The sequence below is a fragment of the Amycolatopsis kentuckyensis genome, from assembly GCF_002155975.1.
In the GTDB taxonomy this organism is placed as follows: Bacteria; Actinomycetota; Actinomycetes; order Mycobacteriales; family Pseudonocardiaceae; genus Amycolatopsis; species Amycolatopsis kentuckyensis.
The window spans coordinates 22,874-34,351 of sequence record NZ_MUMI01000222.1; the positions used below are offsets into that span (position 1 = coordinate 22,874).

The following is an 11,478-nucleotide window of genomic DNA, read 5'->3' on the forward strand; positions in this document are numbered from 1 at the left end:
CGGACGCACTCACCAAGTGGTCAGTGCCGCCCTGAGGCCAGCCGGTAGGCACCCACCGTCAGCTCCGCGCACGTGCGCCACGTGAAGTTCGCCGCCTGGGCCCGCCTCGACGCCGAGGTCGCCACCGCGTGCGGATCCGTCACCGCCGTGCGCAGTGCCTCCGCCAAGCCGTCCACGTCGCCGTACGGGACCAGGCTGGCGCACTCGCCCGCCACCTCGCGCAGCGCCGGGATGTCCGTGCAGACCACCGGGACGTCCGACGCCATCGCCTCCAGCACCGGCAGCCCGAACCCCTCGTCGCGCGAGGGCAGCACCAGGGCCGATGCGCCCGCCACCACCGTGCGGAGGTCCACATCGGACAGATAGCCGGTCTGGAACCGCCGGTCACCGCGGGGAAACGGGCCCGGGCCCGCGAACACCAGGTCCGGCAGGTCCGGCGCCGCGTCGTGCGCGCGCGTCAGCCAGGTCAAGCCCTTCCGGGGCCCCGCGGCACCGGCGAACAACAGGTACCGCGCGGGCAGCCCCAAGCGGGCCCGGCGCTCGTCGTCCGGCGGGCGGGCGGTGAACCAGGCCGGGTTCACGCCCAGTGGTGTCACCACGATCTTCTCGCGGGAGACGTCGAGGCGCTCCGCGACCGCGTCCGCCACCGCCGCCGTCGGGGTGCAGATGACGTTGGCCCGGCGGGCGCCGCGGCGGACCAGTTGCGGGAGGTCCTTGTCGCTCGGGGCGAGCTCCTCCGGGTTGTCCAGGAACGCCAGGTCGTGGATCGTCACCACGCCCGCCGCGCGCAGGCGGCCCGGGAGCACGAAGTTCGTGCCGTGCACCACGTCCGTCGGACCGGCGAACAGCTCCACCGGCGGGAAGTCCGACCGCAGCCACGCCATCCGCAGCAGCCGCGCCGCCACCGGCATCCCCCGGGCGCGCGCGCCGTACGGGAGCACGTGGCGCAGCCGCCGCCAGCCGCGCAGCGTGAACGCCACCGCGCGCGTGTCGACCTCCGGGATCGACACCAGTTCTTCGCTCAGCGCGGCCGTGTACCGGCCGATCCCGGTGCGCGCGCCGAGCAGGGGAGTTCCGTCGAGGAGGACGCTCAGGGACCTAGCCACGGCGGAGCCGTTGCTTCGCGACCTTGAGCACACGGCCGCCGACGCGCCGCGCCAGTTCGCCCGGGCCGCCCGCGTCCAGGTACTCGCGGATCAGGTCGACGTCCCGCCGCAGCATGGCCCGGCCGCGCACCGGCGGCGTCGTCACCAGGTCCGCCGAGCCGGGCAGCCGGTCGGCCGCCGGGCGCGGGTCGCGGCAGAACTCCACCAGCGGCTTCAGCGCCTCGGGCCACGCGAACCGCTGCGCGACGACGGCGAGCCGCTCGACGCAGCCCGCGGCGAATTCCTCGTCGTACAACGCTTTTTCCAGGGCGTCGGCCAGCGCGGCGTCGTCTTCGGCCGGGACGACGACGCCGAGCCGTTCGGTCCGGACCAGGTCGGCGAAACTGTCGCCGTCGGTGGTGACGATCGGCAGCCCGGCCCACAGGTAGTCCAGCACGCGGGTGCGGAACGCGAAGGTCGTCTCGACGTGCTCGTAGTGCGTGGTGACGCCGCAGTTCGCGTCCAGCAGCCAGTTCTGGCGCTCGTGGTAGGGCACCCACTGCTCGTTGAAGTAGACGTGCTTTCCGGTCAGCCCCAGGGAATCGGCCAGCCGGATCGTCCGCGTGCCGATGTCCATCTCGGCGACCTCGGGGTTCGGGTGCTTCATGCCGAGGAACACCAGCCGGACGTCACCGCGGCGGCGGCGCAGCTTCTCGATCGCGCGGACCAGGGTCAGCGGGTCGAACCAGCTGTACACCCCGCCCGCCCACAGCACGACGTGGTCGGTGCCGCCGATCCCGAGCGACGAGCGCAGGCCCGGCCCGGTGCGCACCGGCGGTTCCGGGGGCAGGCCGAAGGGGACGACCGCGAGCAGCGACTGCGTCGTCGGGTCGGCGTCGTACAGGCGCGGCGAAAGCCGGCCCATCGCGGCGAGGTGCCCGAGCCAGAAGTGCCGCTGCCGCTCGGACGCGCAGAGGAAGAAGTCGCCGCGCTCGAGCTGGGCGTCGAGGACGCGGGTGACGCCGGCGAGGTCGGCCGCGCGCTGGTCGTCCGGGACGCCCTTGCCCTGCTCCAGCAGCTCGAGGTGCATCGGGTCGTACAGGTCGGCGACGACGATCTTGCCGCGGTGCTGCTTCTTCAGCGACGGCGCCAGTTCCAGCACGTGTCCCTGCAGGACGATGACGTCGGCCCAGGCGATCGGCGCGTCCAGCTCGCGGTGCTTGCCCGCGCTGACCCGGAACGGCGCGGGCGGCGGCGTGGCCAGGGGGTTGGTGGTGATGAGGTGGACGTCGTGCTCGGCGGCGAGCGCGAGGGCGATGTTCCAGGCGCGGATCGCCGGGCCGGCCATCCGCTCGGTGAGCGCGTCGCCGGTGATCACCAGGATCTTCCGGCGCTGCCCGAAGGCCTTTTCGATGCCGAACGCCTCGACGAGGATGTCGTGCGCGGCCAGGTAGCGCGGCAGCGGGTACGCCGGCTCCAAAGCCTTGCGCAGCAAGGGAAGCAGGTCGGCGTCCGTGCGGACGCGGGCCGCCTGCTCGACCGCCCGCGACTCGGCCAGCGAGGGCAGCTGCTCGACGAACTGGTCGATGGCCAGCAGCCCGGCGAGCGTGGTGCGCGGGATGGCGACGTCGCCGGATTCGATCGGGCCGACGCCGTGCTCCAGGTCCAGCTGGGTGGCGTCCAGCTCACCGCGGGCGGTGGCCCGGCGCACGGCCAGGGCGAGGGCCGCGGGCAGCGCGCGGGCCAGGGTCTCGTCGGAGAGGTTCTTGTAGAGCGCGGCCAGGGCGTTGCGTTCCAGCAGGAACGTCTCGCGGCCGGTTTCCGGGGCGTCGACCGCCGCCATCGTGCCGTGGTGGCGGTGGTAGGTCACCGATCCGGGGACGTACCGGACGCGCCAGCCGCGGAGGTTGAGCCGCCAGCCGAGGTCGACGTCCTCGTAGAACATGAAGAACCGCTCGTCGAAGCCGCCGAGCTCGGCGAACACGCTCGCCCGGACGAACAGCGCCGAGCCGGTGCCGAACAGGACGTCCTTCGCGACCTCGTGCTCGGCGGCCGGGACGTCGGCCAGCGGCGAGCCCGCGTGGCGCTTGTAGCCCATCCCGAACCAGGTGAGGCCGCCGTCGACGAAGTCGGCGCCGGTGCCGTCCCAGTCGAGGACCTTGCTGGCCACGGCGGCGACGCCGGGCTGGGCGCGCAGCTCGGCGACGGCGGCGGAGACCCAGCCGGGCGCCGGGCGGGCGTCGTTGTTGAGGAAGGCGAGGACAGTGCCCTTCGCGTGCTTCGCGCCGAGGTTGCAGCCGCCCGCGAAGCCGGTGTTGCGGCCGGCCTCGACGACCTGGGCCTGCGGGACCGCCTCGCGGATGCGCGCGGCCTCGGCGCCGTCGGCGGAGTTGTCGACGCAGATCAGCTCGAGCTCGGCGTAGTCGTGCTCGGCGAGCGCGCGCAGGCAGGTGATCGTGTCGTCGGCGCCGTGGTAGTTCACCACGATCACCGAGACGAGCGGTTGCGGATCCCCCTGCGCCAAAGCCAGCTCCTCGTCGTCGATCCTGGCGCAAGCTTAAAGGCCTGCCCATGCCTCCCAGACCGCGCCTCGGCCGAGCGCCGCGCGGCGGGTGATCTTGCGCCGGGTCCGCAACGTCGCTGGTAGCCGCAAGGCCACCTCGGCCAGCACGCGGCAGCGCAGGCCGAACCGGAAGTTCGCCGCCGCCGGCCGCCCGGGACGCAGCGGCAGCACCGCTGTCAACACGGCGAACCGGAGCAGCTGGTTCACCGCGACGGCGCCGGGTGCGCAGCGCAGCAGCATGAGCAGCCGGTTGCGCTCGTTCCAGCGGTGGAACAGCGGCGAGCCCAGCTCGCTGCTGACGCCGTGGGCGTGCCGGACGCGGGCCTCCGGCGCCGCGACGACGTCCCACCCGGCCAGCCGCAGCCGCCACGCCGTGTCGGTGTCCTCGTAATAACAGAAGAATCCCGCCGGGACCCCGTGCACGCTCTTCAGCGCGTCGGTGCGCAGCAGGGCCGCGCCCCCGCAGAAGCCGAACACCTCGCCGGCGGGCTCGGTGACGTCGGCGCCGTGGCCGTCGGCGGTCAGCCGGACGCCGGCCGACTGCGTGGCGCCGTCGGGGCGGACGAGCCGGGAGGTCACGGCGGCGGCCAGCGGTGCCTGCTCGAGGGTGTCCTCCAGCGTCGCGAGCCAGTCCGGCGCGGGTTCGGCGTCGTCGTTCAGCCACGCCATGAGCGGGGTCTGGACCTGTTCGAGGGCGGCGGCGAGCGCGCCCGCGTAGCCGGTGTTGCGCGGCAGCCGGATTGCTTGCGGGTGCGAAGGGTGGGCCGCGACCAGGGCGGCGGTGCCGTCGGCGGAGGCGTTGTCGACCACGAGCGTCCGATGTGGACGCGTCTGCGCGGCCAGCGCGTCGAGGCAGGCCGTGATCTGCCCGGCACCCCGCCAGGTCACGACTACCACCGTGGTGGCGGGATTCGCGGTCACGTCCCGCACAATAGCCGCGTGCCAGAACTGGTCGTGCTCGCCGAGCAGCTCCTCGCGCCCGTGCCCGGTGGCACCGGGCGCTACACGGCCGAGCTGCTCCCCGCGCTCGCGAAGACCGCGCCACCGGGCTGGACGGTGTCCAGCGTGGTCGCGCGGCACGCCGACGTGCGGGCCGCCGAGCTCGACGGCGTCGAGGGCCCCCGGGTGCTGCGGGTCCCGCCGCGGGCGCTGGTCGCCGCGTGGCAGCTGGGCCTGCGCTGGTGGCCGGGCGGCGACGCGGTGCACGCGCCGACGCCGTTCGCGCCGCCGCGCGCCCCGGCCGGGAAGACGCTGAGCGTGACCGTGCACGACACCGTGCCGTGGACCCACCCCGAGACGCTCACCGCGCGCGGGGTCAGCTGGCACCGGTCGATGATCGCGCGGGCCGCGCGGCGGGCGTCCGGGCTGGTCGTGCCGACGCGGGCGGTCGCCGACGAGCTGGCGGTGCTGATCGACGTCGACGTCCCGGTGCGCGTGGTGCCGCACGGCGTGCGGGTGCCTTCGGGGTCGGCCGAGCTGGAGCTCCCGGCGCGGTACGTGCTGGCCGTCGGCACGATCGAGCCGCGCAAGGGCATCGACGTGCTGGTCGACGCCGTCGCGACGCTGGAGGGCACGGTGCTCGTGCTGGCCGGCCAGCCGGGCTGGGGCGGCGTCGACCCGGTGGCGCTGGCGCTCGAGCGCGGCCTGCCCGCCGAGCGGCTGCGGGTGCTCGGGAAGGTGTCGGACGCCGAGCTGGCGACCGTGCTGCGCCACGCCGACGTGCTGGCCGTGCCGAGCCTCGCCGAGGGGTTCGGGCTGGGCCTGCTGGAGGCGATGGCGGCCGGGATCCCGGTGGTGCACACCGACGTCCCGGCGCTGGTCGAGGTGGCGGGCGGAGCCGGGCTGACGGTGCCCCGCGGGGACGCGGCGGCGCTGGCGGCCGCGCTGCGGGAAGTGCTCGGGTCGCCGTCGAGGGCGGCGGAGCTGACCCGGGCGGGCCGCGACCGGGCCAAGGCGTTCACGTGGCGCCGCGCGGCGGAGGCCGTCTGGGCGATCCACCGGCGGGCGCACGACTGACCAGCCCGGTTTGCCAGTTCCTCACCATGGCGCCGGGGTGCCGCCGTACTCTGCTGGGGTGAGCGATGACCCCCGGGTGCTGATCGACGCGACCGCGGTTCCCGCGGACCGCGGCGGTGTCGGCCGGTACGTGGATTCGCTCGTCGCCGCCCTCGACGCGGACGGGGCGCGGCTCACCGTCGTCTGCCAGCCCCGCGACCTGCAGCTTTACGACCAGCTGGCGCCGCGGTCCCGGGTCGTGCCCGCCTCACCGGCGACGACCACCCGCACGGCCCGCCTGACCTGGGAGCAGGCGACCCTGCCCCGGCTGACCCGCCGCCTCGGCGCGGACGTCGTCCATTCGCCGCACTACACGATGCCGCTGGCGACGTCGGCGGCGTCGGTGGTCACGCTGCACGACGCGACGTTCTTCACGGACGCGGTGCTGCACTCGTCGGTGAAGGCCCGCTTCTTCCGCGCGTGGACGGCGACGGCGTTGCGCCGCGCGACGCTGTGCGTGGTGCCTTCGGCGGCGACGGCCACGGAGCTGGCCCGCGTGGGCCCGGTGCGGCACGCCTCGCTGGAAGTGATTCACCACGGCGTGGACAGCGAGCGCTTCCACCCGCCATCGCCCTCGGAGGTCGCGGCGGCGCGAGCGGCGATCGGCCTGGGGCGGACGCCGTACGTGGCGTTCCTGGGGGCGCTGGAGCCGCGGAAGAACGTGCCGGCGCTGATCCGCGGGTTCGCGCGGGCGGTGGCCGGGCGCCCGGACGCACCGGCGTTGGTGCTGGCGGGCCAGCCGGGCTGGGACACGCAGGTGGAGCGGGCGCTGGACGCGGTGCCGCACCGGCTGCGCGTGATCCGGGCGGGGTACCTGCCGTTCGGCACGCTGGCGGGGTTCCTGGGCGGAGCTTCGCTCGTCGCGTACCCGTCACTGGGCGAGGGGTTCGGTCTGCCGGTCCTGGAGGCCATGGCGTGCGGCGCGTGCGTGCTGACCACCCGCCGCTTGTCCCTGCCCGAGGTGGGCGGCGACGCGGTGGCGTACTGCGGCGTCGGAGCGGGAGACGTCGCGGCGGCGTTGAGCGAGCTCCTGGCGGACCCGGGCCGCCGGGCCGAGCTGGCCACGGCGGCGCAGCAGCGGGCGAAGGAGTTCTCGTGGGCGACCACCGCGGAACGGCACCGGGAGGCGTACGCCAAGGCTTGGTCCCGTCACCTCCGCACCCGCTGAACCCGTGATCCGCGGGTCGACACGCGTGATTCCCGGGTCGACACGCGTGATCCGGGGGACGACACGGCCGCGGGTGGGCTCGTGCGGCGTGTCGGCTTCGCAATCACGCGTGCCGGCTTCCTGATCACGCGTGCCGGCGCTTCGCTCACGCGGGGATTCCGTTCCGCGTGCTGCTGGGCCGGGGCAGCCGATTCACCCTCGGTGACGCGTGGACAATGGCCGGGTGACTGAGCACTCCCGCTATGGCGACGATGTCGGCGTCGTGACCGTGACCTACTTCTCCGAGGACACCATCGAGCGGTTCCTCGACACCCTCGAGAAGGCCACCGAGCGCGAGGTCAAGGTGGTCGTCGCGGACAACGCGTCCGTCGAGGGGGCCCTCGAGCAGGTCACCGCCGACCGGAAGAACGTGCAGCTGCTCACCATCGGGGAGAACGTCGGCTACGGGACCGCCGCCAACCGGGGCGTTGCCGAGCTCGATGACTCCTGCGGGTGGGTCGTCGTCGTCAACCCGGACCTCGAATGGGAGCCCGGGTCGCTCGACGCGCTGCTCGAGGTGGCCGGGCGCTGGCCGCGTGGGGGCGCCTTCGGGCCGCTCATCCACGACGTCGGCGGCACCGTCTACCCCTCGGCGCGGCTGCTCCCCTCCTTCGGGCGCGGGATCGGGCACGCTCTCTTCGCGAAGGTCTGGCCCGGCAACCCCTGGACGAAGCAGTACCGGCAGGAGACCGGCACCCCGGCCGAGCGCGTCTCGGGCTGGCTGTCCGGTTCGTGCCAGCTGTTCCGCCGGGAGGCGTTCGACTCCGTCGGCGGCTTCGACACGCGCTACTTCATGTACTTCGAGGACGTCGACCTCGGCGACCGGCTCGCCAAGGCCGGCTGGCTGAACGTCTACGCGCCGTCCTCGCGCGTCACGCACGAAGGCGGGCACTCGACGTCGCAGGCGTCGAAGAAGATGCTCGCCGCCCACCACGCCAGCGCCTACCGCTACCTCGCCGACCGGCACCAGGGGCTCGCCTGGAAGCCGGTGCTGGCCGCCGTGAAGCTCGGGCTCGCCGTGCGGCTGAAGCTCGAAACCCGCTAGATCCCGTCGAGCCGGCGCGAAAGGTCGGACTTGCCGATGTTCTGCGTCACCGTCGGCACCAGGCCGGTGTCCTCCGGATCGGGCTCCTTCAGCGGGCTCGTGATCTGCTCGGCCTGGGGCCGGCGGGACAGCGGCGTGGGCAGCGGCGTCGTCGGCGACGGCGTGCTCAGCGGTGTCGTCGGCTGCGGACGGCGGCCGCCCTGGACCTCCATCCGCCGCGTCGGCGCCGAGCCGGCCAGCGGGTGGTCGTTCTCCTCGATCAGCGACGCCGGCAGCTGCGTGGTCGTGTCGGGGTCGCGGCTGCGGTCGAGCCCGTCGATCTGCGCGCGCGGGATCTGCTGGGTGTTCGCGGAGTCCATCGGTGACGTCGCGCTGTCGGGTGTCACGACGAACACACCGCGCGCCTGGGCTCGTGCGAGCAGGGCGTCCGCCCGATCGCGGGGGTCCATCCCCTCGGCCTCCCGACTGACCCGGGGCCCTCTGGGGAAAGGCCCGCCTGTTTCCTGTCTAGGGTAGGCCCTCGGGGCGACCTCCGTCAGGGTTTCCCGCGGCTTGTCGCTCAGCGGTGCGTGATACAAGAGGAGATTTCCGTGACGTCCGAGGTCCGAAGCGACGCTGTCGACGCCGTCGTACTGGTCGGGGGCAAGGGCACCCGCCTCCGTCCGTTGACCCTGTCGGCGCCGAAGCCGATGCTCCCGACAGCCGGGACGCCCTACCTGAGCCACCTGTTCTCCCGCATCCGCGAGGCCGGGATCCGGCACGTCGTGCTGGGCACGAGCTACCGGGCGGAGGTGTTCGAGGAGTACTTCGGCGACGGCAAGTCGATCGGCCTGGAGCTGGAGTACGTGGTCGAGGAGGAGCCGCTCGACACCGCGGGCGCGATCCGGAACGTCTACGACAAGCTGCGCGCCGACCACGTGATCGTCTTCAACGGCGACATCATCTCCGGCTCGGATCTCGGCGAGCAGCTGCGCGTCCACCGCGAATCCGAGGCCGACGTCACACTCCACCTGCAGCGCGTGCCGGACCCCAGCCGGTTCGGCTCGGTGCCGACCGACGAGACCGGGCGGGTCCAGGCGTTCCTCGAGAAGACGCCGAACCCGCCGACCGACCAGATCAACGCCGGCTGCTACGTCTTCCGCCGTCCGGTGATCGAGGCCATCCCGACCGGGCGGCGGGTGTCGGTCGAGCGCGAGACGTTCCCGCAGCTGCTGGAGCAGGGCGCGCACATCCAGGGCTTCGTCGACGAGTCCTACTGGCTGGACGTCGGCACGCCGGAGGCGTTCGTGCGCGGCTCGGCCGACCTCGTGCGCGGCCTGGCGCCGACGTCGGCGCTGCCCGGCCGTCCCGGCGACTTCCTGGTGCTCGACGGCGCGTCGGTGGCCGAGGACGCCCAGCTGTCCGGCGGTTCGACGATCGGCGTCGCGGCCGTGGTGGGTTCGGGCGCGAAGATCGACGGCTCGGTGCTGTTCGACGGCGCGGCGGTCTCCGAGGGCGCGATCGTCGAGCGCTCGGTGCTCGGCCACGGCGCCCGCGTCGGCGCCGGCGCGGTGCTGCGCGGCGTGGTGCTGGGCGACGGCGTGTCCGTCGGCGCCGGCTGCGAGCTCCTGGACGGCGCCCGCGTCTGGCCGGACGTCGTGCTGCCCGACGGGTCCGTCCGCTTCTCGAGCGACGCGTAGCCCGATGTTCTGGCGTCCCGCGTTCGAGGTCGACCTGGGCCGGGTCCTGGGTCCGCTGAAGCGCGGCCGCGGGTCGCTGAACATCCTCACCGACGAGCGCGGGATCACCTGGCTCGCGTCGAACACGCCCGACGGGCCCGGGACGCTGGCGCTGCGCAAGCTGGCCGACGGCCGGATCGAGGCCGCGGCGTGGGGCGAGGCGAAGGACCGGCTCCTGAGCGGGGTGCCGGCGTTGCTGGGGGCGAACGACGACGACACGGGGTTCGTCGCGCACCACGACGTCGTCGCCCGGGCCCGGCGGGCGAATCCGGGCCTGCGGCTCGGGGCGACCGGGGTGGTGTGGGACTGGCTGGTGCTCGCCGTGCTGGAGCAGAAGGTGGCGGGCAAGGAGGCGATCCGGTCGTGGGCCGAGCTGTGCCGCCGGTTCGGCACGCGCGCCCCCGGCCCGGCCCCGGAGCGGCTGCGTGTGCCGCCGACGCCATCGGTGGTGAGCACGCTGCCGGACTGGCACTGGCACCGCGCGGGGGTCGACATCAAGCGGCGGACGGCCCTGGTGAACGCGGCCCGCATCGCGCCGCACCTGGAGCGGGCGGTGGAGCTGCGCGGGCTCGAGGGACGGCACTGGCTGCGCCAGGTCCCGGGCATCGGGGTGTGGACGGCGGCGGAGATCGCCCAGCGCGCCTGGGGCGACCCGGACGCGGTGAGCTTCGGCGACTACAACATCCCGTCGATGGTGGGCAACGCGGTGCTGGGCACGAAGCTGGACGACGCGGGGATGGCGGAGGTGCTGGCACCGTACGCGCCGCAACGGCAGCGGGCGGTGCGGTACCTGGAGGCGGCCGGGCACACGCGGCCGCGGTTCGGGCCGCGGATCGAGCTGCGGGACTATCGCGCGATGTGAGGGGTGACGCGCGGTCGCGGGCTGGGGTGCCGCGGGCTGGGGTGGCGCGCGCTCGTGTGGGTGACGTGCGTTGCTGCCCAGCGAGGGTCGCGGTTGCGGCGGCGCGGGTGTGCGCGGTCTCGTGCAGTGGGGTGTGCTGCCGCGGGTAAGGGTTCTGCTGGGGGCGCGGTCTCGTGTGGGTGACGTGCGCTGCTGCTGCGGGTGGGGCGGTGTTGCTGGGGGCGCGCAGCCGGGACCTATTGCTGCGGCGGCGGATAGCCACCCGGCGGCGGGTACGGCGGCTGCTGGCCCGGGAAACCCGGCGGCTGCTGCTGCCCCGGATACCCCTGCTGCGGCCCGCCGTAGCCCCCGGGGTGCCCCGGATACCCCTGCTGTCCCGGATATCCCTGCTGCGGCGGATAACCCGGCTGCTGGTACCCCGGGTACTGCGGCGGGTACGGCGGCTGCTTCGGCTTGTTCGAGTTCACGATGAGCAGCACCACCCCGGTGATGCCGGCGATCACCACCAGGATGATCAGCAGCATCAGCACGCTCACCATCAGCCGTTCCCCTCGTCGAGTGCGGCGCGGACGATCGACAGCGCCTCGGCGTCTTCGAGGCCGAGCTTACGGGTGATCTTCGCGTACTCCGCCGCCGCCTGCTGGGCGCGGCGGCGGCTCTGGTCGCCGGATGCCGCCACGAAGCTTCCGGCGCGGCCTCGCGTCTCGATCAGGCCCGCCTCCTCCAGCTCGCGGTACGCCCTCGCCACCGTGTTCGGGGCGATGCCGAGGTCGGCCGCGAGCCGGCGGACCGTGGGCAGCTTCGTGCCCACGGCCAGGCTGCGGTCGTTGATCCGCGTCGCCAGCCCGCTGCGGACCTGCTCGAACGGCGGGACCGGCGAACTGCCGTCGAAGGGGATGATCACCAGCTCTGCGGACCCGCCCCCGGCCCCGGCAACTGCTGC

Annotated in this window: 11 protein-coding genes; 5 read left to right on the plus strand and 6 right to left on the minus strand. The window is 74.1% G+C overall.

Annotated features, from left to right (window positions below; translation table 11 throughout):
* Positions 1-20: 20 nt before the first annotated feature.
* The 3 genes from CCN39_RS21915 to CCN39_RS21925 are packed head-to-tail and all read right to left on the minus strand — an operon-like array spanning position 21 to position 4,578.
* A complete protein-coding gene (locus tag CCN39_RS21915; protein WP_086844809.1) occupies positions 21-1,106 on the minus strand; it encodes a glycosyltransferase family 4 protein in 1,086 nt (361 codons plus the stop codon).
* Positions 1,099-3,609, minus strand: coding sequence for a glycosyltransferase (locus tag CCN39_RS21920; RefSeq protein ID WP_086844811.1), 2,511 nt, complete (start codon positions 3,607-3,609; stop codon positions 1,099-1,101). The genes CCN39_RS21915 and CCN39_RS21920 overlap by 8 nt, the downstream gene beginning before the upstream one ends.
* A gap of 33 nt (positions 3,610-3,642) precedes the next feature.
* On the minus strand, positions 3,643-4,578 hold the full coding sequence (locus tag CCN39_RS21925) for a glycosyltransferase family 2 protein (protein ID WP_208630307.1): 936 nt from the start codon (positions 4,576-4,578) through the stop codon (positions 3,643-3,645).
* A gap of 9 nt (positions 4,579-4,587) precedes the next feature.
* On the opposite strand from CCN39_RS21925, the gene CCN39_RS21930 reads away from it, so the two are divergent.
* The 3 genes from CCN39_RS21930 to CCN39_RS21940 all read left to right on the plus strand — a co-directional run bounded on the left by CCN39_RS21930 (position 4,588) and on the right by CCN39_RS21940 (position 7,955).
* Positions 4,588-5,664 carry a glycosyltransferase family 4 protein gene (locus CCN39_RS21930; RefSeq protein ID WP_086844813.1) on the plus strand — a complete coding sequence of 359 codons (1,077 nt, stop codon included), beginning with the start codon at positions 4,588-4,590 and terminating at the stop codon, positions 5,662-5,664.
* A 76-nt stretch (positions 5,665-5,740) separates the two neighbouring features.
* A complete protein-coding gene (locus CCN39_RS21935; RefSeq protein ID WP_086844815.1) occupies positions 5,741-6,871 on the plus strand; it encodes a glycosyltransferase family 4 protein in 1,131 nt (376 codons plus the stop codon).
* A 223-nt stretch (positions 6,872-7,094) separates the two neighbouring features.
* Entirely contained in the window at positions 7,095-7,955 is an 861-nt protein-coding gene (locus CCN39_RS21940; RefSeq protein WP_208630308.1) for a glycosyltransferase family 2 protein, read from the plus strand.
* On the opposite strand, the gene CCN39_RS21945 is transcribed toward CCN39_RS21940, so the two are convergent.
* On the minus strand, positions 7,952-8,404 hold the full coding sequence (locus CCN39_RS21945; RefSeq protein ID WP_086844819.1) for a hypothetical protein: 453 nt from the start codon (positions 8,402-8,404) through the stop codon (positions 7,952-7,954). The genes CCN39_RS21940 and CCN39_RS21945 overlap by 4 nt on opposite strands.
* 141 nt (positions 8,405-8,545) lie before the next feature.
* On the opposite strand from CCN39_RS21945, the gene manB reads away from it, so the two are divergent.
* Positions 8,546-9,634 (plus strand): mannose-1-phosphate guanylyltransferase, encoded by a 1,089-nt coding sequence (gene manB, locus CCN39_RS21950; RefSeq protein ID WP_086844821.1) that lies wholly within the window; start codon positions 8,546-8,548, stop codon positions 9,632-9,634.
* A gap of 4 nt (positions 9,635-9,638) precedes the next feature.
* Positions 9,639-10,535, plus strand: a complete 897-nt coding sequence (locus tag CCN39_RS21955; RefSeq protein WP_086844822.1) for a DNA-3-methyladenine glycosylase family protein — start codon at positions 9,639-9,641, stop codon at positions 10,533-10,535.
* A gap of 236 nt (positions 10,536-10,771) precedes the next feature.
* On the opposite strand, the gene CCN39_RS21960 is transcribed toward CCN39_RS21955, so the two are convergent.
* Together CCN39_RS21960 and CCN39_RS21965 are read right to left on the minus strand one after the other, a co-directional pair.
* Complete coding sequence (locus CCN39_RS21960; RefSeq protein WP_086844824.1) at positions 10,772-11,074, minus strand: hypothetical protein; 303 nt, start codon at positions 11,072-11,074, stop codon at positions 10,772-10,774.
* Positions 11,074-11,439 (minus strand): GntR family transcriptional regulator, encoded by a 366-nt coding sequence (locus tag CCN39_RS21965; RefSeq protein ID WP_086844826.1) that lies wholly within the window; start codon positions 11,437-11,439, stop codon positions 11,074-11,076. Before CCN39_RS21965 ends, CCN39_RS21960 begins: the two co-directional genes overlap by 1 nt.
* Positions 11,440-11,478 lie beyond the last annotated feature (39 nt).